The following is a 26697-nucleotide window of genomic DNA, read 5'->3' on the forward strand; positions in this document are numbered from 1 at the left end:
GGGTGGAATGGGCGGGGTGAATAAGCGGGTCAGCAAGGGGGGGACTAGCGAATCCTGGCGGCGATCACTTCGGCCTGGCGCAACAAGGGGGCATCGATCATCTGGCCGTCCAGCGCGAAAGCTCCGGAGTTCTCGGCCGCCCCTTCGATGACCCGGCGCGCCCAGGTGGCTTGCTCCTCGGTGGGTGCGTAGGCCTCGCGGATGACGGGCACCAGGCTGGGGTGGATTGAAACGGTGGCGGCGAAACCGCTGGCGGCTGCGTCGATGGCCTCGGCGCTGGCGCCTTCCGTATCCTTCGTGTCGGCGTGGATGGAATCCAGCGCCACGATGCCCGCCGCGGCCGCGTGCAGCAGCACCATTGCACGGGTCAGGCGCGGGACCTCGCGGTAGCCTCCCGGGTGGCCGGACGGCCCGCCACCGGGGGTGGGAACCTCTCCGGCGCCGTAGCGGGAGCTCGTCCCACCGAGTGCCGCAGTGAGGTCCTCGGCACCCCAGAACAGGGCCACCACCTGCGGGTCTGCGGCGATCTCCGCGAGGTTCACCACGCCCCTGGGAGTTTCGATCAAGGCGATTGCGTGAAAGCCTTCGGGAAGCGCACGGCGGTTGGAGTCGGCGTCACCAGGAACAAGAGCGCTTTCCACCTTCGGCACCATCACGGTCCTAAACGGCGAGTCCGTGACGGCGGCAAGGTCCGCGGCGAAATCCGGCGAATCGATGGGGTTAATGCGCACGATGGTGCGCTCCGGATCCAGGTCCGCGTGGATCACGTTCTGCCTGGCCTCGGCGCGGTTCTCGGCACGGCAGCCGTCCTCGAGGTCGAGGATGACCATGTCGGAACGGTCGGCGGCCTTGGCGAAGCGCTCGGGGCGGTCGGCCGGGGCGAACAGCAGCGCGGGGCCTTGTGGTAGCCATGCAGTGTTAGACATCTTCACCCGCCCCTTCCGGTGCGCACTGCATCAAGGTCTTGCGGGTGGCCTTGCACACGATGGTGCCGTCCTGGTTGCGCCCGATGTGCTCCAGCTCCACGATGCCCTGCCCGGGGCGCGACTTCGACAGTCGCTTACCCACGCAGCGCGTTTCGGCGTACAGGGTATCGCCGTGGAACATGGGCGCGGGGAAGGAAATCTCGCTGAACCCCAGGTTAGCCACGATGGTGCCCAAGGAAAGCTGGCTGACGGATAGGCCCACCACCGTGGACAGGGTGAACATGGAGTTCACCAGCCGCTCGCCACGGAAGCCATCCTGCGTGGCAGCCCATGCCGCGTCGATGTGCAGCGGCTGGGTGTTCATGGTCATAGTGGTGAACAAGGTGTTATCCGCTTCGGTGACGGTGCGCCCGGGCTGGTGCCGGTAGACCACCCCCTCGGTGAACTCCTCGAACCACAGGCCGCGCTGCACAACTTCTTTTTCTGCGCTCATTGTCGCTGGTCTCCTATACTTTTCGCTTGGCTACTGGTGCTCTTTTATTGACGCCTTCCCGTCCCCGCGCCCATCGACGTGCGGCTTACACGCCCAGGGCTCGGGCGATGAGCATTTGCTGCACCTCGGTGGTGCCCTCGCCGATCTCGAGGATCTTGGAGTCGCGGTAGTGGCGGGCAACGCGGTATTCGTTCATGAATCCGTAGCCGCCGTGGATCTGCGTGGCATCGCGGGCGTTATCCATCGCCGCCTCGGAGGCGACCATTTTGGCGATGGAGGCTTCCTTGCTGAAGTTCTCCCCCGCGGCCATCTTCGCCGCGGCTGCGTACCAGGCCTGGCGGGCGGTCCAGGCGCGGGCTTCCATGCGGGCGATCTTGAAGCTGATGGCCTGGTACTCGGAGATCGGCTTGCCGAAGCTGGCGCGCTCCTTGGCGTAGCGCACGCACTCGTCCACGCAGCCTTGGGCGGCACCCGTGGCCAGCGCGGCGATGGCGATGCGGCCTTCTTCGAGGATGGACAGGAAGTAGGCGAAGCCACGGCCGCGCTCGCCGACGAGGTTTTCCTCCGGCACGCGGACGTTATCGAAGGTCAGCGGGTGGGTGTCGGAGGCGTTCCAGCCCACCTTGTTGTAGGAGGGCTCGGCAGTGAAACCGGGAGTGCCGCTGGGCACGATGATGGCGGAGATTTCCTTCTTTCCGTTTTCCCGCTGGCCAGTGACGGCGGTTGCGGTGACCAGGGAGGTGATGTCCGTGCCGGAGTTGGTGATGAACTGCTTGGAGCCGTTGATAACCCACTCGCCACCGTCGAGCTTGGCGGTGGTCTTGGTGCCGCCAGCATCCGATCCGGCCTCGGGCTCGGTCAGGCCGAAGCCCGCCAGGTTCTTGCCCGCCACCAGGTTGGGCAGGTAGATCTCCTTCTGCTTGTCGCTGCCGAAGCGGTAGATCGGCATGATTCCCAGGGAAACTCCGGCCTCGAGGGTGATGGCGACGGACTGGTCCACGCGGGCGAGCTCCTCCAGGGCCACGCCGAGGGCCATGTAGTCGCCGCCCATGCCGCCGTACTCCTCGGAGATCGGCAGGCCGAACAGCCCCATTTCTCCCATCTGGCGAACGACGTCGTAGGGGAAGGTGTGGTCGCGGTCGTGCTGGGCGGCGACGGGGTCGACCACGCGGTTGGCGAAGTCCTCGACTGCGTCGCGCAGCTCGTGCAGCTCGTCGGAAAGGTAGGGGTTGCGGTTCTTGGTGCTCTGGCTCATGGTTTGGGTCCTCTTTCTGGGTTGGATTTCCGGGTTGGATTTCTGGGGTGGGTGTCTGGGTTACGGGGGGGATGCGTGTGAAGTGAAGTTCTTAGCTAGCAGCCGTATCGGCACCATCGGCGCTATCGGCGGCGATGACCTCCGCCAGGACTTCTCCGGTGCCGACCTTCTGGCCGACGGCAGCGTGAATCTTGACCCGCCCGTCGCAGGTGGCTTCGAGGGTGTGCTCCATCTTCATGGCCTCGATGACGATCACGGGTTGGCCCTCGGTGACCTCGTCGCCATCGGCGACTTCCACGGCGATGACCGTGCCAGGCATGGGGCTCAGAATGTCCGGCGACTCCTCCGAGCTGGCTTCCGCGTCGTGCGCAGTGCCGGAGAACACCTCCACCACGTGCGTGCCGTGCGGGCCGGTGATGTTGCCGCTGGCAGTGGCGCTCCATTTTTCGGCCGGGCCGCCGTCGAAGGAGAGCCGCCATTCGGTGCCGCCGCTTTGCGGGTTGGCGACTACCTGGATGCGCCTGGTCTCGGTCTGCACCGGTGCGTCCTCGTCGTCACCGCTGGTCAGCGGAGTGAGCTGTACCTCCCAGATGCCGTCGCGGTACTCCGCGCGGGCTTCGACTGGTGCCGTGACGCCACTCGGATCCGCCAGCACCAGCCGCAGCGGGGCGCGGTGCCCAGCGCCGCGCCAACCGTCGCGGGCGGTCCATACGCTGCCCAGCGGGGATGCGGTTGCCTTTGTTTCGGACGCTGCATCGGCCCCGCCGGCCAGCGCCCCAGCCAGGTGCAGCAGTGCAACGGCGAAGGTATCCGCGGGGACCTCCCGGGGCTGGAACTCTTCGACAATGGAGTCGAGCAGTCCGGTGTGCAGGTCTCCCGCCACAACCTCCGGGCGGGTGACCAGGAAGCGGTTGAAGTCGATGTTGGTGGTCAGTCCCTCGATGCGGGTGTGGGAAAGCGCCTGATCCAGGCGCTCGAGGGCTGCTTCGCGCGTATCGGCGTGGGTGATGATCTTCGCCAGCATTGGGTCGTAGTCGGAGCTGACCTCTTGGCCCTCCACCACGCCGGCGTCCACACGAACCCCTTCCCGGCGCGGCCAGGAAAGACCCGTGATCAGTCCGCCGGTGGGCAGGAACCCGGCGGCGGCATCCTCGGCGTAGACGCGGGCCTCCACCGAGTGGCCGTTGAGCTGCACGTCGTCCTGCGTGATCGGCAGGGCCTCGCCGCGGGCCACGCGGATCTGCCATTCCACCAGGTCGCGGCCGGTGACCATTTCGGTAACTGGGTGCTCGACTTGCAGGCGGGTGTTCATCTCCATGAAGAAGAAGCGCTCGGGCTGCTTGGCGGAGACGATGAACTCCACGGTGCCCGCGCCGCAGTAGCCGCAGGCGCGAGCCGCGTCGCAGGCAGCCTCGCCGATCTCCTGCCGAGTTTTCTCATCCAGCAGCGCCGACGGAGCCTCCTCGATGACCTTCTGGTGGCGGCGCTGCAGCGAACACTCACGCTCGCCCAGGTGGATGACGTTGCCGTGGGAGTCGGCGACGATCTGCACCTCGATGTGTCGGGGCGTGTCCACGAAGTGCTCCAGGAACAGCGTGTCGTCGCCGAAGGAGCTGGCGGCCTCGCGGCGGGCGGAAACCAGCGCGCTGGCGAGCTTCTCCGGCTCCTCCACCAGGTGCATTCCCTTGCCGCCACCGCCGGCGGAAGGCTTAATCAGCACCGGGAAGCCCACCGAGTCGGCAGCGTCGATGATCTCCTGGTCCGTCAGATTAGGGCGAGAAATGCCGGGCACGGTGGGCACGTCGCGGGATTCCACGGTTGCGCGGGCGGTGATCTTGTCGCCCATCTTGTCGATGGCGCCGGCGGGCGGACCGATGAAGATAATCCCCTCGTCCTCGCAACGCTTGGCGAAGGTCGCATTCTCCGAGAGGAAGCCGTAGCCGGGGTGGATGGCGCCGGCTCCGGTCGCCTTGGCGGCGTCAATAACCTTGTCGATGTTGAGGTAGGACTCCGCAGCGGCGGCAGGACCCAAACACACGGCCTTGTCGGCGGCGTGCACGTGCGGGGCGGCGGAATCCGCCTCGGAGTAAACGGCCACGACCTTCAGCCCCATGCGATGCACGGTGCGGATCACGCGCAGGGCGATCTCGCCGCGGTTGGCGACCAGCACCGTATCGAACGGGCCGGTGAGAGCATGTGTGTCACTCACGTCAGTATCTCTTTCTTGTGGTGGGTACGTAGGTAGCTTGAACAGGAGTTACATGCGGAATACGCCGAAACCGGTTTCCTCGCGCGGAGCCTGGGCGCAGATGTCGAGGGCCATGGCGAGGGTGCGGCGGGTGTCCGCGGGGTCGATCACCCCGTCGTCCCACAGGCGCGCGGTGGAGTACCAGCAGGTGGATTTCTCGTCGAACATCTCGCGGATGGGAGCCTCGAAAGCCTCTTGCTCTTCGGCCGACCATTCCTCGCCCCGGCGCTCGATCTGCGCGCGGCGGACGGTGGAGAGGGTCATGGCCGCCTGCGGGCCGCCCATAACCGCGATGCGCGCGTTCGGCCACATCCACAAGAAGCGCGGCGAGTAGGCCCGCCCGCACATCGAGTAGTTGCCCGCGCCAAAGGCAGCGCCGGTGACGACGGTGAGCTTGGGCACCGATGCGGTGGCCACGGCGTTCACCATCTTCGCCCCGTGCTTCGCGATGCCGCCCTCTTCGTATTGACGCCCCACCATAAAGCCGGTGGTGTTCTGCAGAAAGATGATGGGGATATTCCGCTGCTCGCAGAGCTCGATGAAGTGTGCGCCCTTCATGGCGGCTTCGGAGAAGATGATGCCGTTGTTGGCGATCACTCCAACCTGGTGGCCTTCCAGCCGGGCGAACGTCGTGATGATGCTGTTGCCGTATTCGCTCTTGAACTCCGACAGGCTGCCCTCGTCACACAGGGTTTCGATAACCTCGTGCGCATCGTAGGGAATCTTCGGGTCGGTAGGCACGATGTCGTAGAGGTCCTCCTGCGGGCGCGGGGCCGGCATGGGGGTGCTGCGCTTCCAGGGGGTCGGCTTGGATTCCGGCAGGGTCTCGACGATGTTGCGCATGATCCGCAGCGCGTCCTCGTCGTCGGCTGCCAGGTGATCCGTCACGCCGGAGATGCGGGAGTGCATCGCACCGCCGCCGAGCTCCTCGGGGGTGACGTCCTCGCCGGTGGCGGCCTTCACCAGAGGCGGGCCGGCCAGGAAGATGGTGCCCTGGTTCTCCACGATGATGGTCTCGTCGCTCATGGCGGGGACGTAGGCGCCACCTGCGGTGCAGGAGCCCATGACGGCGGACAGCTGCGGGATGCCCTTGGCCGACAGGTTGGCTTGGTTGAAGAAAATGCGGCCAAAGTGGTTGCGGTCTGGGAACACGTCGTCCTGCTGCAGCAGCATCGCGCCGCCGGAATCCACCAGGTAGATGCACGGCAGGTGGTTCTGCTCGGCGATCTCCTGGGCGCGGAGGTGCTTCTTCACGGTCATCGGGTAGTAGGTACCGCCGGAGACGGTGGCGTCATTAGCGGCGATCAGGCACAGGCGACCGCTCACGAGCCCGACTCCGGCGACGATGCCCGCCGCTGGAGCCTTGCCGTCGTACATCTCTTCGGCCGCCAGCGGCGCGATCTCCAGGAACGGGCTGCCGGGGTCCAGCAGCAGGCGGATGCGGTCGCGTGGCAGCAGCTTGCCGCGGTCGGTGTGGCGCTTGCGAGCCTCCTCCCCTCCTCCGGCCTGAGCACGGGCGAGGCGCTGGCGAAGCTCTTCGACAAGCTCGCGGTGGCTCGGGATTTCGCGGGCGTCGGCACCGCGGGGGTTGGCCGGATCTGTCGCTTGGGTGGTTGCAGTATCCACGTATGCAGCTCCTAGGAAGATGACGGAAGGTGGCAGAAGGCGAGCGCTAGAGGGCATCAGAGCATCCCGCGCTTGAGATTCAGTTACAAGCGATTAACTAACTTGTTGCCGTCACCTTAAGTGACCTAGACCGCTTTTGCTAGTGAATCTAAAAAGTTTCCCCTCTTTAACTACCCCCGAAAGCAGTACCCTCCCCTTAAGCCAGACCCACCGCAGCACGCGCCGCAGCCGCAGTCTGCCGTCGCACCAACGCGGTAGACGCCCAGCTATGCGTCAATTCCGAGGAGTTAATCATCCCCATCACCAGCTGCGCAGTAATACGCCCCGCCTCCCCCTTGTATCGCGCGTCCATCTCTCCCAACGCCTCCGCAAACATCTTCAAATAACTGCCCTGTGCGGAACGCACGCGCCCGCGCCCTTCCTCCCCCATACGGAAAAGTTCACGGTTATGCAGGCGAATTAGCTCCGGCTGGGACAGTGCAAAGTCCACCTGGAAGTCGATCAGCACCGCCAGACGCTCACGCGGATCCTCCAGGCCGTCGACGATCTTGCGCGCCTCGGAAAGCAGGTGCTCCGAGATGCCCGTCATCAGCTCCGTCAGAATCTCCTCTTTGCCGGAAAAGTGCCGATACACCGCCGGCCCGGATACCCCCACGGCGTGCCCGACCTCCTCCAGGCGCGTCCCATGGAATCCCTTGTTCGCCATGATCGTGGCGGCAGCACGCAACAGCTCCACCCGTCGTTGTTCCTTTGCCGCCGCACGCGCAGACAGGCCTTCCGTGGCGGGCTCGGCTAGATAATGAGAACGCATAACCAACACCCTACTGGTTAAGCGTCGCTAACTGAATACCTTCCCCGCGATTAGCAGGCCGCTTCCGGCAGGCTGTTCACCTTCGACCGCAGGAACTCCGCCGCCGCCGTCAGCTCCGCCTGCCCGGACTCGTAGCTACCATCCGGGCTTTCCACTGCAATGGCCACGGCCACGTAGCCCGAGCCCGCGCCATCGGACTTCGGGATCAGCCCAAACTGCCGTAGCCCATACGCGCCCGCGGCGTTCGGCCCCCAGCCAGCCTTGAAGATCGCTCCCGGGATCGTCCCCAACCCATAGCCCCCGCCGTTGCCGATGTTGCCCATGGCGGAAACCACTGACTCCGACCCCCGGATACACCGCAGGTGAGAGGCGAAATCGGCCTGTTCGCTCAGCGACCAGTCGCTCTGCCCGAAGGAACTAAACCCCGGGCGCACCACCTGGGACTCCACCCGTGCACTACTGCCGCCCTCGCGGATCACCGCGCTAGTCGCCTCTGCAGCTTGCTCCGGAGATCCCAGCGAGCCCCATAGCGTTTCCGCCGCCGCATTGTCGGAGTTCTGGATCGCCTGCGTCATCACGCCCTGCAGGCTCGGATCATTCCGCAGCGCGGCAATCGCAATCGGCACCTTCGCGGTCGACCACGGAGCCACGGACGTATCCCCCGCGCCACCTATCCCGGCCACTGCGATAGTCGCAGTACCGTCGTAGCCGAGCTCCCCGCGCTGTTCTTCCTGCGGTTTTTCCGGTGTGGACGCCCCAGTGGTCGGCTGCGGACCGCGGGACTTCGGCTTCTCGTCCTGTTGGGCTGGGTGGGACTGGTTTGACTGGTCGGAGACGGTGGCGTCATCCCTTTCCACATCCCCAATCGTGCAACCCGCAACGGTAACGCTTGCAGCGCAGAGCACGGCGGCGACCAGACCGCGACGAAGCGATCTGGGCTTAGGAAATGTAAACAATGGCATTATTGCCTCCCGTGCAGGTCACGTAATCACCGTTATCCCTGCACTTCATGGAGTAGGTCTGCCCCGTGACGGACGAATACGCGGAAACGGTGCCGTTCGTCCTATCGGTATCCAGGTAGTGGGACACAAAAGCATCGCGTACGGCTACTGCGAAAGGCTTAGAAGTAAGGTCGCTGCCGGTGTAGGCGTTGTTGAAGTCGCCCGCAGGCTTACCTTCTTCAGCTGCACTGTTGGCCGGCACCGCGCCGGAAGGCAGCTTCGGATGAGCCGGGCGGGACTCTTCCTCGTCCTCGCTAGCCTCGTCGTCAGCATCCTCTTCGTCGTCCGTGGCTTCTTCCTCGTCGTCGGTTGCGGTGTCTTCGCTTTCCGCGGCCGCATCCTCGTCGTCAGTGCCTTCGCCTTCTTCGCCCTGCGACTGGGAGGAACTGCTCGCAGCCTTGCCGTCGCTGTCTTCCGCTCCGTCCTTGTCGCCAATCCAGCCCATGTAATATGCGGCACCCGCGACTAGGGCAAGGGCAAGGAGCACAGCCAGCACGACACCTAAGATCGGCAGGAACTTGCTTTCCTTCTCCGGCTCCTGCGCGTAGGCATACTGCTGAGCTTGCTGGTCGGGCTGGTACTGGGGTTGCGGGGGCTGCTGATACTGCTGCCCTTGCCAGTTCTGCTGCTGGTTCTGGGGCGGCTGCGAAGCCTCCCACTGCTGCCAGCGCTGCTGGCTCTGATCCCCCTGCGTCCCCTGCGCACCCGGGCTACCGCTCTGTTGCGACGGCACCTGCCACTGATTCTTCCCCGCACCCTGCTCGTTGTGGCGGTACTGCGGCGGCTCCGGCTGATCTGGGTTGTTCTTCCCGACGCCGGGATCAGTGGGGTGCTCGTTAGACATAACCGGAGAACTCCTGCGTTGAAACGTCTTGTCAGTTTTTAAACTAATCCAACTTTAGGCGCCCTCCCGGCCTCGCGGGTAGCGAACCGTTAAGCCCACTCACCGCGAGTGCGCACTCTAGTGCGCGAAGTGGCGCTCACCGGTGAGGTACATGGTGACGCCCGCCTTCTCCGCCGCCTCGATGACCTCCGCGTCGCGGACCGAGCCACCCGGCTGCACCACTGCACGGACGCCAGCGGCAGCCAGCACCTCAAAGCCGTCGGCGAAGGGGAAGAAGGCATCCGAGGCCGCAACCGCACCCTCGGCGCGCTTCTCGTCACCGGCCAGGGAGTTTGCACGCTCCACGGCCAGCTTGGCTGCGTCCACGCGGTTGACCTGGCCCATGCCCACGCCCACGGTGGCGTCATCCTTGGCCAGCAAAATGGCGTTCGATTTCACCGCGCGCACGGTGCGCCATGCGAACTCCAGCTCGCGCAGGGTAGCCTCGTCGGCAGCCTCGCCGGCGGCCAGGGTCCAGTTGCTCGGGTTGTCGCCCTTCGCGTCGATGGCGTCCACCTGCTGCACCAGCAGGCCGCCAGAGATCTCACGGCCCTGCAGCTCCGGCTCCTCGCTCGGGGCATCTGCCTGCAGGATGCGGATGTTCTTCTTCTGGGACAGGACCTCTACCGCGCCCTCCTCGTAGCCCGGCGCGATGATGACCTCGGTGAACACCTCGGCCACCTGGTTGGCCATTTCCACGCTAACCTCGCGGTTCACTGCGATCACGCCGCCGAATGCGGACATCGGGTCGCAGGCGTGTGCCTTCTTGTGGGCATCGGCGATGGACTCGTCAGAGACCGCGATTCCGCACGGGTTGGCGTGCTTGATGATGGCCACAGTCGGGCGCTTGTGATCCCACGCAGCGCGCCAGGCGGCATCCGCGTCGGTGTAGTTGTTGTAGCTCATCTCCTTGCCATGGAACTGCTTGGCGCCGGCCAGGCCGGTGCCGTCGGAGTACAGCGCCGCAGCCTGGTGCGGGTTCTCGCCGTAGCGCAGCACGTTGGCGCGCTCGTAGGAAGCACCGATCCACTCGGGGAACTGCACGCCTGCATCCGACTCTGCGTCTGCCCCAGATTGTGCAGCGGACTGTGCTGCGGCCTGCGCAGCGGTCTGCTCACCCATCCAGGTTGCGACGACCACGTCATAAGCAGCGGTGTGGCGGAACGCATCCACGGCCAGGTCGGTGCGCTCGGCGCGGGTGAAGCCCCCGGCATTGGCGGCGGCCACGACGTCCTCGTAGCGGTTGGGATCCACCACAACGGCCACGGACGGGTGGTTCTTCGCGGCGGCACGCACCATGGACGGGCCGCCGATGTCGATCTGCTCCACGCAGGCGTCGAAGTCAGCGCCGGAGGCCACGGTCTCGGTGAACGGGTACAGGTTCACAACGACCAGCTGGAAGGCCTCAACATCCAGGTCCTCCAGCTGCTTCAGGTGGCCTTCCTTGCGGGTGTCGGCCAGGATGCCCGCGTGCACGCGCGGGTGCAGCGTCTTCACGCGGCCTTCCAACACCTCCGGGAATCCGGTCAGCGCTTCCACCTCGGTCACGGGCACTCCGGCGTCCGCGATCTTCTTGGCGGTGGAGCCGGTGGAGACGATGTCCACGCCCGCGGAGTGCAGCCCCTTGGCCAGCTCCTCCAGGCCGGTCTTGTCGTACACGCTGATCAGCGCGCGACGGATTTCCTTCTTGTCTGCGCCGTTGGTTGCTGTGGTGCCATCACTCATGGTTTTTGGATCCTGGCCTTTCGTTCCTAGAAGGTTCCCTGTTGTTGAAAATCGTGCAGCACCTCTACCAAGAGTGCGCGCTCCACCTTCTTGATTCTCTCATGCAAGCTGTCGACCGTGTCGTCCCGCGCGACCTCCACCGCCTTCTGGGCGATGATCGGTCCCGTGTCCACGCCACTATCTACAACATGAACTGTAGACCCGGTTACGCGAACACCGTAATTTAGTGCATCTTCAACAGCGTGCGCCCCGGGGAATGCGGGCAGCAGCGCCGGGTGGGTGTTGATGATCTTCCCCTCGAAACGCTCAACCACCTTCGGGCCGATGATGCGCATGAAGCCGGCGCTCACCACCAGGTCGGGCTCGTAGCTGGCGAGCTTGTCCGCCAGATCTTCGTTCCACTTATCCCGGTCGGTCTGCTTTGGCACGTATTCGACCAGGAAACTCTCGATGCCCGCGCGTTCGGCACGCTCCAGCGCCTCGCACTGTCGGTCGCTACCCACGGCGAGGATCTCCACCCGCGAGCGGTCGACGTTATCAATCACGCTCTGGAGCAGAGTCCCCGTCCCGCTCGCCAGAATCACTATCCTCATCGTCTGCTTCTTCCTCTGTTTCTGTGTCTTCCTTGTCTTCTTTGTCTTCTTTGTCTTCTGTATCTTTTGTATCTTCTCGTTCTTTCTTAGTGACGCCCCCATCTTCCCCGTCCTCCGGTTCCTCCGTAGGGGCGTCATCTTCAGAAGAGTCAGTGTCCGTGCTTTCCGCACCGTCTGCTGCATCGTCAGCATCGTCAGTGCCTGCCTCGGCATCATGCTCGGTCTCAGTCTGAGCTTGCTGGGATTCTCCCGGCTCCACAACCTCGGCCTCCGGGATGTCCTCAACCACGGACTCGCCACGACGGGCGGTGAGGAACATCATCACGGCGGCGGGCACCAGCAGCCAGGCGGCGAGCTCCACGGCAAAGAGCCACTCGACCGCACCCGCGCGCCCGTACACGCCCAGCTCGCCGCCGGCCAGCCAGGAGGCGCAGAAGCCGATCAGCCCGGCGCAGGCACCAGCCTCCACGCCCTGCAGAAGCGGCGCCTCCACATAGGTGCGGCCGCGCAGGAACGTGTAGACGCACGCGACCGCCACACAAGCGGGTACGGCCAGCAGCACTGCACCGAAAGGAATCTGATCGTTGGGGATCGCGGCCAGGACCGGCAGCGGTGGCAGGTTCACATTGTTGGCGGTAAAGAGGCTGACCGCGCCGTTACCGACGTGGAACTCGCCGCCCAGCAGCACCGCCATCGCCGCGACCACCACATTTGGCACATACAGCAACGCGACGAAGGTCAGCCCCAGAACACCCATAGTGGAGGAGGTGATTTCGTAGGCCTTGCCGACTGCCTCCATGTTCGTCAATAGATATACGGCAGCGGCGAGGGCACCGGCTGCGGCCATCCATTTGAGGAAGCGTCCGGCAAGCAGCATCGACTCCACCGGCCACGTGGACCAACCACGGCGCAGCAACAGTGCTCGCCACACGCGGGCCCGCATGCCGATGACAATCGCAGCGCCGTTCACCAGCGCCGTGGAGATCAGCGCCACCAGCAGGTTCGGCGGGGTGATGTCGTAGACCCTGGAGGCATCCCACAGCATCACCCACGCGATGCACGTCAGCAGCATGGGAATCAGCAGGCTTAATGTGGTGAATACCCGCAGGCCGCGCACGCTGATGGAGTTGCCCAGCACCGTGGTCGCCCGCTTCGCATGCCCCCACACCAGCACCAGCGCGGGCAGCAGTGGCACTAAGCCCAGCTTCGCCCCCGCCATCTCAATGGGGGCCAGATTAAACACCATCCACATTGAGGCGATGCTGGCGGGCACCTTATTAAAACCTGCGCCGATGCCGATGAGGACGGCGATAATGACGATGACGCCCAAAGTTACGGCGTGATTAATCATCAGCTGGGGGCCAAAGCGCTTAACGTGTGGCTTCCACTTCGACCACCAGTCCGCTACCGCAGCCTTCGCACCCCCGGTCGTTGTCTCGGCTGCCGCCTTGGGCTTGGCCTTTGGAGTGGCCTTAGTGGTGGCCCCGGTGGTGGGCTTGGCCTTTACAAAGCGCTCTTGGCTCGTACCTTCGGTGGCCTTGGCACCAGTGCCTTTAATTCTGTCTGCACTGCTGGCAGCCGATGTCCGCCTGGTACGGCTGGAGCCGGGGCGTCGTGAAGACGCAGATCGTCGGGATCCGGGTCGTTGGGCAGCAGAATCTTTACTCACCCGTCCTATTGTGCCTAACAGTGGGTGGCACCTGGCGGACTGACCCACCTTCTAGGCTCTCTTCTGTGCCCGTTTATTGCCGGGTCGGCTCCCGTTCGGCGCCCGCAATGTACCCGCTCTACCCCCTCTAATGCAGACACACTTAAGGTTCTACTTGAGGGTTTGTGGGTAACGTAATAAAGATCACTAGCGGGGCTCAACCACTACAGAAACGGCGAAAAACGCCTGGAACAGGGGAAATGGATTCTTAGGCTCAAGTAAGGTTAGCTCCACTACCCCCGTAATGTAACCAAAGCGTTATTTTTAGCCGATTTAGTTGCCGCAATGTTGCTAAACCGATAGTGTTACGTTCCGTTGATAACAAAGTGGTTACAAATTGCTTGCGCAACAGACTCGAGATCCAACGATAAGGCTCGAGGAAGAGTGAAAGCGATAGTGCGAAATCACATGTGACAGTTGTTAAGAAACATCGATTAGGTCAAAGGGTTACTAGGACAGTGCGAAACACTACTGAAGCGAACCGAACCGGCATCCACCGCAAGCAGGAGCACACCGCGAAGCGTCGCTTCGCGGTCGTGGCCGTCGCCACCACCGCTGTGACTACTGCTGGCGCTGCCGGTGCTACCGCCGGTGCATCCCAGAACTCCAAGGACGACATCGCCCTGGCTTCCGAGAACACCACCATCCTCGCCCAGGGCGAGGGTGCTCAGGGCTCTGCAGCTCCGGCGGACGCTCAGGCGACCGCTAACGAGGCTCCGCAGATCCTCGAGGTTCCGCAGGCTAAGCCGGTTTCCGATCTGTCTCAGCAGCTCGACTCCGCTCTGCGTTTCGCCAAGGAGCGCACCGAGGCTGATCTGGCTGCTCGCATGCCCGAGTACGTCAAGCCCGCCGAGGGCTCCTTCACTTCCGGCTTCGGTCCGCGTTGGGGCACCTTCCACAAGGGCATCGACATCGCCAACGCTGTGGGCACCGCCATCCGCGCCGTACACGACGGCACCGTCATCGACTCCGGCCCAGCTTCCGGCTTCGGCAACTGGATTCGCATTAAGCACGACGACGGCACCATCACCGTCTACGGCCACATGGCCACCCTGGACGTTAAGGTTGGCGACCGTGTAGCCGCTGGCCAGAAGATCGCCGGCATGGGTTCCATGGGCTTCTCCACCGGCTCCCACCTGCACTTCGAGGTTCACCCGAACGGCGGCGAGGCTATCGACCCGAAGCCCTGGCTCGCCGAGCGCGGCATCCAGCTCTAAGCTTTAGCTCTACCCGAGCTTTGAGCCCCTAGCCGTTTATGGCCACAAAGAAAACCTCCCGACTGCCTCTGTAAAGGCGGTCGGGAGGTTTTTCGCCTGCCTCCTGTGACTTTGGCTTACGAGGTGGGGATTCCCCACCCCGGCAGCCGAGGCTTTCCGAAGTTTTACTTCAGAGCAGCGCCGATCTGCTTAGCCGCATTGGTCACACCGTCGTGGGACATGTGCAGGGTCAGGTTGTAGTGCGGAGTCTGAGTATCGATGACTCCGGCAACCCAAGCCTTACCGCCCGGCTGGCAGGTATCGTGCCCGCGGGTGGAGCGGTGCAGGTCAACGAAAACGCCACCGTGGCGCTTAGCCGCATCGTTAGCCTGGCGCCACAGTTGACGCTCGGCTTCCTTCACGATCGGGAACGGAGCCTGAATCGGCTGCAAACCGTTCAGACGGATCAGGCAGAGGCCAGCGCGATCGTTCGTGAGGTGCGGGTAGCTCACAAACTGGATACGAGCGTTCGGAGCAGCGCGCTTGATTTTTTTAGCGAGACGGTCGTAGGAACGAGCGGCCGCCTGGTTGTTGATGGGATCCAGGGTGCGGTAGGTGTCGTTAGCACCAACCATGATCGGCACGTTGCGCGTGTTGCGGTTCAGCTTACCGTCGCGGATAGCCTGATCCAGGCGAGCCTCCAGCGGCTCGCGACCCAGGTAAAGCTCCTTGCCGTTGCACGAGTAGTCATCCACGCGAGCGCCCGTCAGGCGCTGCAGCTCAGTAGCTACGCGGAACTTGCCCTGGATGCAACCACGAGCGTTTCCGAGCTTGGCGTCAATAATCTGGTTGAGCGTTGTGTTAGCGAAGTAGGAATCACCGAGCAGTACGGTGTTTCCCGGGGCAGCCTGGGCAGCAGGTGCCAGACCCATGACAGACCCCGCCACGGCTACCGCCGCAGTCAGAATGCGTGCAAATTTTTTTCATCAGTTTCTCCCGTATGTGTTTTTATGCCGTATTAAGGCTATCGATCGAGAATCGAAAATGTTAGCTGTTCGGAAGCTTCGCCGGCATGACCTTACCAGTTGGGTTCCGCGGAAGCTCATCCAGGAAAGTGACTTCGCGTGGAACGGAGTGTTCCGCCAGGTTGTCCCTGACCCATTCCTGAACAGACTCCTTGGTCAGCGCCTCACCCTCCGGGTTGTCTTCACGCACGATCCAGACCGCCATGCGCTTGAAGCTCTCTTCGTCGTCCACGCCCTTCGCGTAGAGGTCTCGAATGCCAGGCATTGGCGCCAGCACCTCTTCCACACTGCGCGGATACACGTTCTCTCCACCGACGATGATCATGTCGTCCGCCCGGCCGAGCACAAACAGGCGACCTTCCTCGTCGAGGTACCCACGGTCGCCGATCTCCAGCAGGCCGTGCTTGATCTTCATCTGATCGCGCGTGTGGGCATAGCGGCGCATGGTCATGGTGCCCCGGGCATAAATGCGGCCCGGGGTGTTCGGCGGCAGCACGTTACCGTCGTCGTCCAGGATCTTGACGCGCACGCCGCGAACCGGCCGTCCGGCGAGAGCTGGGTTCTCGACCAGTTCCTCTCGCTTCGCAATGGCGACCACACTGTTTTCAGTGGAGCCGTAGAAGTTGCAGACCACGGGCCCGAACTGCTTGTGCAGGCCGCGGAGCAGATCTTCGTGCATGGCATTGCCGGAGGACACGATGAACTCAATCGACGAAGCGTCGTAGTCGCCGTTCTGCGCGACCTTGAGCTGCTCCTTGATGAAGATGGGCGAGGTGATGATGCCGTTGACCTTGTAGCGCTCTACATCTTCCATTGCCTGCACAGGGTCGAAGTCACGGCGGAACACCACTGTCGCGCGGTGGGCGAAGATCAGGTTGAGGTTCGCCCAACCCCACGAGTGGAACATCGAGGCAGTCTGCTGGATCATCATCTCCGCCCGCCACGGGATCCACGTGATGATATCCGCTATGGGTGTAGGGATGGGCGGCTCCCGGTGCACTACGGCCTTCGGGGTGCCAGAGGTGCCGGAGCTCAAGATGGTGATGAAGCCGCGCTTCGGGATCTTGGGCAGCTTCTCCTCCGCCTCGGAGGGGGCGTGGTCGATAACCTGCCGGAAGGTTTCCCATTCCGGGTTCGGAGCCTGCGGGTTCTCCAGATCCTCCGCATAGCCGATGATCACATTGGCGCGCGAATAGTCCGCAGGCAGCCTGTCCGCGAACTCCTCGTCGATGATGATGGTGTGAACATCCAGCTCCTCCATACTCTTCTGCAGCTGGACTGGACTGGAAGCCGGGTTGAGCAAGCTAATGTCCGCCCCGATGAACCCCTTGGCGACCAGCGCGTAGACAACCACGCGGGAATTGCGGGCCATGACCGCAATGTTCTTGCCTGGCCCCAGCCCCATGCGCTGCAGTGCGCGAGCGAAGGCCAGCGAATCGCTGCGAACTTCCGCATACGTGCGCTCGCCGATGTCATCGATGATGGCTGTACGGTTCGGCGCCACTTCTGCTGCGTACCACGCTTGACGTCCAGCGGTGAAGCCGTAGCGGGCGATGCTCTCGATCAGCTTGGCTTTCCCCTTAACGCCGCCACCCCTGACGACTACGCCCGATTTCAGCGCAGTCCCCAGGCCGGTGGCGATAGCGTGCGTCTCCGCCCAGGCGGCCTCGCCCAGGTGCTTAAGGTCTTGCAATTTGGAAGTCACTTGTTGATTGTTCTGCATTAATACCCTTCTAGTTACGCCTAACCCATCGAAAGAGGATGCTGTTACGTTACATTAAGAAAACATTTTCTACGCAACATTGGCCACAATCGTCACTCCAGCAACACGCCGGCTCGGGCGTGCCGCCAGAGCCCCAGGGTCTAGAGCTTCTCCATCGGCACGCCACCGAACAGCATCAGACGCACCGTGCCCTGGCTGCCGAAGTCGATCATGCAGGTCGTGTGCGATCCGCTACCGTCCACGCTCTTCACCGTGCCCAGGCCGTACTTGTCGTGGTTGACCTTATCCCCCACCGCCAAGTCCAGATCCTGGTTCTTCTTCGCTCCGGCCCCGAAGGCAGGCTTCGACTTCTTCGCCGGCTTCCGGTAGGACTGGCCGCCCCAGCCGCTGGATCCCGCGCCCCAGCTGCTCGAGCCGCCCGAGCCGCCGAAGCTGGTGCCATCGGCGTAGCCACCGCCACCCCAGGCGGAATCCACACCGCTGCCGAAGCGGGCGGGCTCCTCGCGGATCCACTCCATCAGATCCCCCGGAACCTCGGACAGGAAGCGCGACGGCGGGTTGTTCACCGGCGCTCCCCAACCGCTGCGCGTAATCGCGCGGGTAAGGAACAGCCGCTGCTTCGCGCGGGTAATGCCCACATAGGCCAGGCGCCGTTCCTCGGCCAGCTCCGTCGGGTCGCCCAGGGCGCGCATGTGCGGGAACTGTCCATCCTCCCAGCCGGTCAGGAACACCACGGGGAACTCCAGCCCCTTGGCGGTGTGCAGCGTCATGAGCGTCACCATGTCCTGCTCGTCCGCGGGAATCTGGTCCGCGTCCGCCACCAAGCTCACGCGCTCCAGGAAAGCCTGCAAACTGCCCAGCGGCGCCTCGCCTTCGGCCAGCATGGCGTCGGCGCTGGCGTCGGCGGTGTCTCCGGCGCTGCCATCGCTACTACCGGCGCTGCCGCCACCCGGCATCTCCTCGTACGCCTTCAGGTTCGCCGACTCCTGCGAGAACTCATGTCCCACGCTCACCAGCTCGTTCAAGTTGTCCAGGCGCGCACCGTCCTGCGGGTCGTTGGAATTCTCCAGCAGCTCCTTGTAGCCGGTCACGTCCAGCACCGCGGAGATCACCCGCCCCAGGTCGGGCAGTCCCAGGCCGGACCCGTCTGAGGCCGTCATCTCCATAGACTCTGTCTCCGCCCGCAGCGCGTCCATCATTTCCAGGAACTTGCCAATGGAATTGCGGCCGCGTGCGGAAAGGCCGGCGACCTTCCCCGTGGCGGCGTCACCAAGAGCAGCCGAAAAACCGATCCCCTGGCCTTCCGCGTGCACGGTGACCTGCGCGATGGCCTTATCCCCGATGCCGCGCCGCGGGGTGTTGATGATGCGCCGCAGCGCCACCGTGTCGTCCGCGTTATCCAGAACCTTGAGATAAGCCACGATGTCGCGGATCTCGCGGCGTTCGTAGAAGCGCGTGCCACCGACGACCTTATACGGCATACCGGAGCGCACCAGAACGTCCTCGATCGCACGAGAGGCGTTGTTGGTGCGGTACATGATCGAGATGTCGCCGTAGGAGTAGCCCTCGTTATCCACCAGGTCGTCGATCTGCTCGACGATGAAGTTCGCCTCGTCGTGCTCGTTGTCCGCAACGTAGCCACCGATCAGCTCACCATCGCCCAAATCCGTCCACAGCTTCTTCGGGCGGCGCCCCTGGTTCCGGTCGATCACCGCGTTGGCTGCGGACAGGATCTTCTGGGTGGAGCGGTAGTTCTGCTCAAGCAGGATCGTGTGGGCATCCGGGTAGTCGCGCTCGAATTCTTCGATGTTGCGGATCGTCGCGCCACGGAAGGCGTAGATCGACTGGTCAGCATCGCCCACCACGCACAGCTCGCACTCGGCCTTGCCCTTGCCCGCGAGAGCCGCCACCAGCTCGTATTGCGCGTGGTTGGTGTCCTGGTACTCGTCGACCATGATGTGGCGGAAGCGGCGCCGGTAGTGCTCGCGCACGTCCGGGTTGTTGTTCAGGATCGCCACGACCTCACCGATCAGATCGTCGAAGTCCACCGCGTTAGCCGCCCGCAGTCGGTTCTGATACGTCTTGTACAGCGTGGCGATCTGGGCGGTGTGAGGGTTGGAGTCGCGCTGCGCTTCCTCCAGCGCCCCGGCAGGGCCGACCAGTTCGTTCTTCCAATTGGAGATCACATTCAGCACCCCACGGGGCGAGAACTCCTTCAAGTCCAGCGAGGCATCCTTGATGATCATCGTCATCAGGCGCTTGGAATCGTCCGAGTCGTAGATGCTGAAGTTCGTGTTCAACCCCGGCGCGAGGTGCGCATTGGCGCGCAGCACGCGCACACAAAAGGAGTGGAAGGTGGAGACCCACATGCGCTCCGCTTGCGGGCCGACCATATCCACCACGCGCTCGCGCATCTCCGCGGCGGCCTTGTTGGTGAAGGTGATCGCCAGGATCTGCCACGGCGCCACCCCATTTGCCAGCAGATATGCAATGCGGCGCGTCAGCACACTCGTCTTGCCGGAGCCCGCGCCCGCCACGATCAGCAGCGGGCCGCCCATGTGCTCGACCGCCTGCCGCTGCTGCGGGTTGAGGCCTTCGAGGAGCTTTTCTTCATGACGCCCCGTCTCCCCCGCGACCGTCCCAGCATCCCTGTGCGGTTGCGCCGGTGTTTGGTGTGTGCGCGGCGGCTGCAGAGCGGGCTCCGGGCTGTCGGAGTGCATGTTTGCCAGCACGCTTTCGTACCCCTCCGGCGGCAACTCGTCCGCCGGCGGCGGAACCTCGTCGTCGAGAAGCGTTGGTTCTTCGGGCAGCGGCAGGTCGGCAAACGGATCGTGCTGGTTGTTCATGTCTCCCTTTGTGCTCCCTCAAATAGTTTCCCGAAAACCGCTGGCACATGCGCCCCGGGGATCTTCCGGATCTCGGCTTGCTGACTAGCGGTAGAATACAACGCATGAGCGACAACGATTCTGCGGCTTCGTCGAAGCCCAACGAGTTCACCGTCCGCATGCCCTCGGGCACGGACGATCCCTTGTCGGATTCAGAAATTCAATCCTACCGCGAAGAGATCAACCGCCTCGACCGCGTCATCATCTACGCGATCCACCGTCGCAGCGAGGTGTCGAAGGCAATCGGTAAAACGCGCCTGGGCTCCGGCGGCACGAAGCTGGTCTATACCCGCGAGGTCGCCATCATTAACCAATTCCGCGCAGAGTTTGGCCCCGAGGGCGTAGAAATAGCAAAGGCCCTGCTGCAACTAGGCAGAGGGCGCTTGGGCTAAGGGGGCGGCTGGGGGCTTGCCGGAACTGGACTAGGCCAGGCGGAATCCGGCTCCCACCCCGCCGACCGCGTTGAGGTCTGCGGCGATTACGTTCCACGCCGCACCGGCCGTCGGCGCGTGCAGCGGCCCCTGCAGCGGGGTGGTGCAGGAAGGCAGGTTGGCTACGCCGCCGTTGACGATGCCGACCAGACGGTTGCCGACGTAGATCGGGCCGCCCGAATCCCCCATAGAGCCGCACAGGTGGGAAACCAGGAACGGTCCGGAGATCGCCAGCATGGGGCCACAGGAAACTCCGGTGGCCACACCAGTCTTGCACATCTGCTGCAGGCTGGCCGGGGTGGAGCCACCGAGGGTGTTGAGGTGAACGTTGTTGTAGCCGCGGGTCAGGCGCACCTTGTTGTTGAATTTGATCACGGCGTAGTCCGGGTAGCCGTTGCGAACGACGGTGCCGATTTGGCCGGCTCCCTCGGCGTCCATAGAAACGACCGGAGCACCGGGTCCACCACAGTGACCTGCGGTGATGCCCACCTTGTTTCCGGCCTTGTCGTAGCCAACCACACCCAGGGTGCAGATGTTGTTGCCAACGTAGATCGGCATGGAAGGCCCAGCCAGAACGCTGGGCGCCGCGGCACGCTGAGCCTGGGGGATGCCCGGAGAGGTGAAGTAGTGGCCCGGAACGCGGTGCGGACCGGGCTGGCCGGTAGCTTGCAAGAATGCATCTGCGGAACCAGCGGGCGCGGCGGCGGCCTCTGGCGCGGTGAAGGCCGAGCCGAAAACGGCAGAGGTGGCCAGTGCCACGCCTGCCATCAGGGCGCCGAGGCGACGGCGGATGGCGCTACGAAAGGAGCGCCCAGCTGGGGTTTGAGCGGATACAGATGCGACTTTCATAAACCTAACCCTAGCGCAGAAGCAGGGGTTCACATGCGTCACAGAGGTAACAATTTGGACAAGGTTACCCCTGCTCCCCCGCCTCCTTTTTTGCGCTGCCGACTAGCTGACGGTTAGCCGCCAGCCAGCCAGCAATTAGCGCAGAACGGTGATGCTGCCGTCGCCGTTGACCTTGACCTTAGCGGCGAATGCGGCGGCCATGTTCAGGCGCTGCCAGGATCCGCGCGGGCCCTGATCGTCCAGCGGGGAACCGGACGGGATGGCGGTCTGGCGCAGGATGGAGGCGCGCTGCTTGTAGGTCAGCTTCGGGAACTTCGGCAGCAGCAGATCCGGCGCAGCCTGCGGCACGATCATCGGTGCATCCTTGCGGTAGATCTTCGGGAAGCCGTAGGTCATGCGGTCGGTGTACTCGCGCACAGCCTGGTCGGTGGAGCGGTAGGCCTTGTCGCTCTTCACAACCTCGGCGATCGGGCGACCTGCGCGCCACTCCAGCTCCGCGCGCAGCTCCTTGCCCGCCTGCTGGATTGCGCCGCGCATCTTCGGATCGTTCCAGCGGTCGGCAGCAGCAGCGGTGCCGGACATGCGGCCACCCATGACGTCCAGCGGGTAGTGCACGCCCATGACAATGCGGTTGTTGCCAGCCTCGGAACCGCGAGCCAGGATCTGCGGAGCCAGCTCCGGCAGGGTCAGCGCCAGCAGAGTGGTGGACCACACGGCCTGGTTGGTGTGACCAGACGGGTAGGACTTGGAGGTGCCGTAGTACTTGTTCTGGCCATCCTCGTACTTCTTGATGCGCTCCGGAGCAACCACGAACGGACGGTCGTAACCAAACACCATCTTCTCCACGAAGGTGGAGGATGCAACTCCGCCTGCGCGTGCCAGGTAGCCGTTACCCAGCAGGAACTGGGTCTTTGGCAGGCGGTTCTCGCGCAGGGCAGCACGGAAGTGGCGGCCAAGCTCGTCGCCCAGCGAGTCGGAGAACGCATCCAGTACGCCAGCCTTGTCCGCGCGAGCGTCCTTCTGTGCGCGCTGGATGGCAGACGGGTTGCTCTGCGCAGCGTTGTTGATCTCCACAACCTTGTCCAGGTTCTGCTGCATGATTGCCGGGTGGTTGGCGCGCACGTCGTGGAAGCCGTCGACGACGTCCAGGTACACGCCGTAGCCGTGGGAGCTGATGTCAGAGATGTAGCCACCCAGGTACTCCGGGCCGAAAGGCTGCGGCGTTGGGGCGCCCGGGTGCTGCACCGGGTGCGGGTAGCCCGGTACTCCCTCGGAACCCGCGATCGTCGGCACGGTCGGCACTGCGACCGCCGGTGCCACGTTCACTGTGGAAAGGGACATGGTCGCAGCCATCACAGTGGCCATGGTGATCTTGAGGCTCTTGTTCTTGGTCACTTTTTCTCTCACCCTTGAAGTCTCGTCCTGCAATTCTTTTGTGACGCCAAGCTTCCAGGCCCGCCCGGCGACTATTGCAATAGTTTTATAAACTCCTGCGGATACTAACCCAGGTTTCTGAACGTCAGGTTAATTTGAGGTTAGGTGCGAATGACAGTGAGGGCGTCACAAAGAAAAACGCTAAACAATAAAGCCTTGCCAGCGCGCGGCTTGCAGCGAGTCATCGTTGCTATCCCGGGTGAAGGGGAAGTTCTTCAAGACCTGATTGGTGAAGCTATCCACGCGCTGGTTGGCGTTGCGCAGGTCGTAGTAGGTCCGCATCTCCGCATCGTATTCCGCCAGGTCGGCGGTCAGATTCTCGCTGGTCTGGTAGCCGTTTTCCATCACGCGGAACTTGCGCGGCATGCGGGGCTTCAGCTGCGGATCCTGATTCGGCCAGCCCAGGGTAAGCCCCACCACCGGGAAGGTGTAGCGCGGCAGTTCGAGCAGCTCGATCACCCCGGCAGTGTCGTTGTGAATATTGCCCAGATAATTGGCCCCCAGGCCAAAGGACTCGGCGGCGTTCACCACGTTCTGCGCCATCAGGCAGGCGTCGGTGAAGGCCTCCACAAAAGCCTTCGTGCGCCCGGCCGCCCGCGGATCGCCACCATTTTCCTGCAAGATCTGCGCATTCCGCGCCGTATCCGCCAGGAACAACAGGTACACGGGCGCGCGGCGGACATACTCCTGGTTACCGATCTCCGCCAGGCGCTCCCGCAGGTGCGCATCCGTCACGCGAATGATGCTGGCCTGCTGCATCCCGCGGGAAGAGGCCGTGCGCATGGCTACGTCATAGATGGTTTCCAGGGTCTGGTCGTCCACCGGCTGATCCGTGAACTCCCTGATCGTGCGGTGGGAAAGCTGACGTTCGACCATGGAGTTTGAGTCTTTAGGCATGGCCCCAACCCTAGCTAGAAATTACTTCTAAAACTTTTCCCGCCTGCGCCGGGAACAAACGTTGGCGATAATACATTCCAATACTGTTAGCCTGTGCGGGCCGCTACCGAACCGCCATGCGCCGAGATTTTCTAGATAGGTACGTTCAAGAGTTTTTAGGGAAGTTTTCTTACATGATCATCGCAGTTGTCATCCTCGCCATCCTCGTAGTCCTCGCCATCATTTGGTTCGCCATGTACAACAGCCTCGTCAAGAAGCGGAACACGGTTAACGAGGCTTACGCCCAGATCGATACCCAGCTGCAGCGCCGCGGCGACCTGATCCCCAACCTGGTGGCCACCGTCAAGGGTTACGCCAGCCACGAAGCCAAGGTGTTCCACGACATCGCTGAGCTGCGTACCGCCACCGAACGCGCTCAGGCAACCGGCAACGTGCAGGATGCCTCTCAGGCAGACGCCGTATTCGGCCGCACCATGGCTACCCTGCGCGCCACCGCCGAGGCGTACCCGGAGCTGCAGGCCTCCCGCAACTTCCAGCAGCTGCAGGAGGAGCTCGCCTCCACCGAGAACAAGGTAGGCTTCGCCCGCCAGTACTACAACGCCTCCACGAACGCCTACAACACCGCAATCCAGTCCGTGCCGACTAACATCGTCGCTTCCGTGCACGGCTTCCAGCCCTTCGGGTTCTTCCAGGTGGAAGAGTCCAAGCGCCAGGCTCCGGACGTTTCTTTCTAACCTTCTTTCCCTGCCCGGCTGCTTGAGCACTGAAAGGCTGAAAGGACGGAATAACGGACAATGGCCAACCAGCCAAGAACCTTTGACGAGTCACTATCGCAGCTACGCAAAGGCGTCGCCGTCGCGTGGATTGCGAACGTGCTGGTGCTGCAGCTTTCCATCGTGGCCTGCGCCTGCGCGGCCTACGTCGGCATCCAGGGCGGCGACCTGGACTACAACACTCTGGGCAAGGTCATCCTGATCTCCGCCGGGGTCGCCATCCCGGTGGCCGCGCTGATCCTGCTGTATTCGTATTTCTTTTCCACCAAGACCGTGATCTCCGCCATCGGCGGCGAAAAGCGCAAGGTGGAAAAGGGCATGGTCTACAACATTGTGGAGGAAATGTCGATCGCCGCGGGCATGCCCTCCCCGCCGAAGGTCTATGTGCTCATCGGCACCGGTGTGCCCAATGCCTACGCTCTGGGCGGCAAGCGCAACAAGCCCCACACCGGCACCATCGTAGTCACTGAAGAGCTCGGTTACCTGCTCAACCGCGAGCAGCTGCAGGCCGTCATTTCCCACGAAATGAGCCACCTGACCGCTGACGACAATCGCGTGATGACGCAGCTGGTGGCCATCGCTTCCGTCATTTCCATCCTGCAGTCGATGTTCATCTACGGCAGTTTGAGCAACAACAACCGAGGCCGCTCTAGCTCCAACTCGAACGGCGGCGGCAACGCCGTCGTCGCCATCGTGATCCTGCTGATCTCCTTCTGCGTGATCCTCGCCGCCCCGGCGTTGGCCAACATCGCCAGGGCCTACATGTCCCGTTACCGCGAGCAGCAGGCCGACAGCCACGGGGTATCGCTGTGCCGTAACCCCACCGCACTGGCGCAAGCCCTGATCACTATCCGCGCGTTCCACCAGGCGAACCCTTCAACCGTGCAGAACTCCATGTACGGCACGCCCGGCTCCCTGGCTTTGTACGCACCGGAGCAGGACATCATCCAGGGCTTCCACAATTCCGACGCAGGCAAGAAGGGGTCCGTCTTCAAACGCGCCATGACGAAGAAACGAAACTTTTCCGCTACCCACCCGCCGATCTGGGAAAGAGTCAACGCCCTGATCGCCATGGGTGCCTTCGTAGACGATTTCGTCCCCTATGTCCCGGAGCACGAGCAGATCGCCGGGCACATCAAGTAGCCTGGGGCTTCCTATGACTCCCCTCTCCTACACCTCGACCGACGGCTTCCCGGAGCTGCACATGTCGCGGATAATCAATGCGGACTTCGAGACCACCGCGTCCAGGCTCTTCCGTTGGGGTGTGCAGCGCAGCGGCCTGTTCCGCGTGCGCCCCACCCACGAGGTTGTGGAAACCGGTGCCGAGGTTGCGCTCAGCTTCGGACCGTGGACGTTTCGCTGCCGGGTGGTCGATACCTTCTCCGCGCCCAGCCGCTGCGGCTTTACCTATGGCACTCTCCCCGGCCACGTCGAGCGGGGCGTGCCGGTCGATCACACCACGATCTACCGCTGGGTCCAGAAATACGCCCCTGAGCTGGACAAGCAAACACGGTGGTACCGGCAGGTACCTGACTGGCAGGCCAGTTCCTGGCGGGTGGATGAGACCTATATCCGGGTCGGCGGCAGGTGGTGCTACCTCTATCGGGCGATCACCGCCGGTGGCCAGACCCTGGACTTTTACCTCTCTCCGAAGCGGAACGTGGCCGCAGTGAAGCGTTTCCTGGCCAAGGCCCTCAGATCCAATGCGTCAGCCGGGTATCCCAGAGTGATCAACACCGACAAAGCACCCTCCCTAGTCAGGTCAATCGCCGAGTTGAAGTCAGAGGGAATCTGCCCGCCAACAGTGGTACACCGGCAGGTGAAATACCTCAACAACATCCTGGAAGGCGACCATGGTCGGCTGAAGCGGATCCTCGGGCCGAAAGGCGCGTTTAAGAACCGGACGTCTGCCTACCGGACGTTGAAAGGGATGGAAGCGATGCATTCATTACGGAAAGGTCAGGGCACGATGTTTGCTTATGGGCAACCGAACCCGGACGCGGTGATCGTCAACCGGGCCTTCGAGACGGCCTGAGAACGCCCACACGCAGCGGCCATCAGGGAATGAGAAACTGAGTCTTCGCTGCTCCCCCCCCCGTTACCTTGTGAGTGTCCCTGATAATGGGGATAGTCGCTGGTCCCGGTATGGCTTACTTGCCCTGTAGTTTCCATAATCCGGGGGGTGTTGCCGCCGGGTGCCAGGACTTTCGATGAC

Annotated in this window: 21 protein-coding genes and 2 pseudogenes; 6 read left to right on the forward strand and 17 right to left on the reverse strand. The window is 63.4% G+C overall.

The window, feature by feature from the left end; translation table 11 throughout:
* Positions 1-44: 44 nt before the first annotated feature.
* From MHX66_RS09780 to MHX66_RS09830, 11 genes are all read right to left on the reverse strand, one after another.
* Positions 45-926, reverse strand: a complete 882-nt coding sequence (locus MHX66_RS09780) for a CoA ester lyase (protein ID WP_239202671.1) — start codon at positions 924-926, stop codon at positions 45-47.
* Positions 919-1419, reverse strand: coding sequence for a MaoC family dehydratase (locus MHX66_RS09785; protein WP_239202672.1), 501 nt, complete (start codon positions 1417-1419; stop codon positions 919-921). Before MHX66_RS09785 ends, MHX66_RS09780 begins: the two co-directional genes overlap by 8 nt.
* An 85-nt stretch (positions 1420-1504) precedes the next feature.
* Positions 1505-2674 (reverse strand): acyl-CoA dehydrogenase family protein, encoded by a 1170-nt coding sequence (locus MHX66_RS09790; RefSeq protein ID WP_239202674.1) that lies wholly within the window; start codon positions 2672-2674, stop codon positions 1505-1507.
* A gap of 91 nt (positions 2675-2765) precedes the next feature.
* Entirely contained in the window at positions 2766-4883 is a 2118-nt protein-coding gene (locus tag MHX66_RS09795; protein ID WP_239202676.1) for a biotin carboxylase N-terminal domain-containing protein, read from the reverse strand.
* A 48-nt stretch (positions 4884-4931) separates the two neighbouring features.
* Positions 4932-6548 (reverse strand): acyl-CoA carboxylase subunit beta, encoded by a 1617-nt coding sequence (locus MHX66_RS09800; protein ID WP_370646303.1) that lies wholly within the window; start codon positions 6546-6548, stop codon positions 4932-4934.
* A gap of 196 nt (positions 6549-6744) precedes the next feature.
* The gene (locus MHX66_RS09805) at positions 6745-7359 is read right to left on the reverse strand and encodes a TetR/AcrR family transcriptional regulator (protein WP_239202678.1); all 615 of its coding nucleotides are present in this window, start codon (positions 7357-7359) and stop codon (positions 6745-6747) included.
* A 50-nt stretch (positions 7360-7409) separates the two neighbouring features.
* Positions 7410-8216 (reverse strand): hypothetical protein, encoded by an 807-nt coding sequence (locus MHX66_RS09810; protein WP_239202680.1) that lies wholly within the window; start codon positions 8214-8216, stop codon positions 7410-7412.
* 82 nt (positions 8217-8298) lie between these two features.
* Positions 8299-9204, reverse strand: coding sequence for a hypothetical protein (locus tag MHX66_RS09815; protein WP_239202682.1), 906 nt, complete (start codon positions 9202-9204; stop codon positions 8299-8301).
* A 117-nt stretch (positions 9205-9321) separates the two neighbouring features.
* Positions 9322-10968 (reverse strand): bifunctional phosphoribosylaminoimidazolecarboxamide formyltransferase/IMP cyclohydrolase, encoded by a 1647-nt coding sequence (gene purH / locus MHX66_RS09820; RefSeq protein WP_239202684.1) that lies wholly within the window; start codon positions 10966-10968, stop codon positions 9322-9324.
* A gap of 26 nt (positions 10969-10994) precedes the next feature.
* The gene (gene purN, locus MHX66_RS09825; protein WP_239202686.1) at positions 10995-11561 is read right to left on the reverse strand and encodes a phosphoribosylglycinamide formyltransferase; all 567 of its coding nucleotides are present in this window, start codon (positions 11559-11561) and stop codon (positions 10995-10997) included.
* Positions 11506-13230 carry a DUF6350 family protein gene (locus tag MHX66_RS09830; RefSeq protein ID WP_239202688.1) on the reverse strand — a complete coding sequence of 575 codons (1725 nt, stop codon included), beginning with the start codon at positions 13228-13230 and terminating at the stop codon, positions 11506-11508. Before MHX66_RS09830 ends, purN begins: the two co-directional genes overlap by 56 nt.
* Positions 13231-13727: 497 nt before the next feature.
* Here MHX66_RS09830 and MHX66_RS09835 point away from each other — a divergent pair, with 497 nt between their 5' ends.
* A complete protein-coding gene (locus MHX66_RS09835) occupies positions 13728-14486 on the forward strand; it encodes a M23 family metallopeptidase (RefSeq protein WP_239202692.1) in 759 nt (252 codons plus the stop codon).
* Positions 14487-14650: 164 nt separating this feature from the next.
* Here the strand turns inward: MHX66_RS09835 and MHX66_RS09840 are convergent, their stop codons facing one another.
* The 3 genes from MHX66_RS09840 to MHX66_RS09850 form a co-directional block, all read right to left on the reverse strand.
* A complete protein-coding gene (locus tag MHX66_RS09840) occupies positions 14651-15397 on the reverse strand; it encodes an SGNH/GDSL hydrolase family protein (protein WP_239202693.1) in 747 nt (248 codons plus the stop codon).
* A 115-nt stretch (positions 15398-15512) separates the two neighbouring features.
* Positions 15513-17195 carry an acyl-CoA synthetase gene (locus tag MHX66_RS09845; RefSeq protein WP_239202695.1) on the reverse strand — a complete coding sequence of 561 codons (1683 nt, stop codon included), beginning with the start codon at positions 17193-17195 and terminating at the stop codon, positions 15513-15515.
* 158 nt (positions 17196-17353) lie between these two features.
* The gene (locus MHX66_RS09850) at positions 17354-20059 is read right to left on the reverse strand and encodes an ATP-dependent helicase (RefSeq protein WP_239202700.1); all 2706 of its coding nucleotides are present in this window, start codon (positions 20057-20059) and stop codon (positions 17354-17356) included.
* 104 nt (positions 20060-20163) lie between these two features.
* On the opposite strand from MHX66_RS09850, the gene MHX66_RS09855 reads away from it, so the two are divergent.
* Positions 20164-20490 (forward strand): chorismate mutase, encoded by a 327-nt coding sequence (locus tag MHX66_RS09855; RefSeq protein ID WP_239202702.1) that lies wholly within the window; start codon positions 20164-20166, stop codon positions 20488-20490.
* A gap of 30 nt (positions 20491-20520) precedes the next feature.
* Here MHX66_RS09855 and MHX66_RS09860 read toward each other — a convergent pair whose 3' ends face one another.
* The 3 genes from MHX66_RS09860 to MHX66_RS09870 all read right to left on the reverse strand — a co-directional run bounded on the left by MHX66_RS09860 (position 20521) and on the right by MHX66_RS09870 (position 23709).
* Positions 20521-21378: a S1 family peptidase gene (locus tag MHX66_RS09860; RefSeq protein WP_239202704.1), complete on the reverse strand. Its 858-nt coding sequence runs from the start codon at positions 21376-21378 to the stop codon at positions 20521-20523.
* Between the two features lie 135 nt (positions 21379-21513).
* Positions 21514-22773: a phosphatase PAP2 family protein gene (locus MHX66_RS09865; RefSeq protein WP_239202706.1), complete on the reverse strand. Its 1260-nt coding sequence runs from the start codon at positions 22771-22773 to the stop codon at positions 21514-21516.
* A gap of 180 nt (positions 22774-22953) precedes the next feature.
* Positions 22954-23709, reverse strand: coding sequence for an NADPH-dependent oxidoreductase (locus MHX66_RS09870; RefSeq protein WP_239202707.1), 756 nt, complete (start codon positions 23707-23709; stop codon positions 22954-22956).
* Positions 23710-23882: 173 nt separating this feature from the next.
* Here MHX66_RS09870 and MHX66_RS09875 point away from each other — a divergent pair, with 173 nt between their 5' ends.
* The 4 genes and pseudogenes from MHX66_RS09875 to MHX66_RS09890 form a co-directional block, all read left to right on the forward strand.
* Entirely contained in the window at positions 23883-24443 is a 561-nt protein-coding gene (locus tag MHX66_RS09875; RefSeq protein ID WP_239202708.1) for a LemA family protein, read from the forward strand.
* Between the two features lie 60 nt (positions 24444-24503).
* Entirely contained in the window at positions 24504-25625 is a 1122-nt protein-coding gene (locus MHX66_RS09880; RefSeq protein WP_239202709.1) for a M48 family metalloprotease, read from the forward strand.
* Positions 25626-25686: 61 nt separating this feature from the next.
* A pseudogene (locus tag MHX66_RS09885) lies at positions 25687-25863 on the forward strand (DUF1990 family protein); the annotation flags it as partial.
* Between the two features lie 51 nt (positions 25864-25914).
* Positions 25915-26517: pseudogene (locus MHX66_RS09890) on the forward strand (IS6 family transposase); the annotation flags it as partial.
* Between the last annotated feature and the right edge of the window lie 180 nt (positions 26518-26697).

The sequence above is a fragment of the Corynebacterium sp. ACRPH genome (assembly GCF_022347285.1).
Lineage (GTDB): Bacteria > Actinomycetota > Actinomycetes > Mycobacteriales > Mycobacteriaceae > Corynebacterium.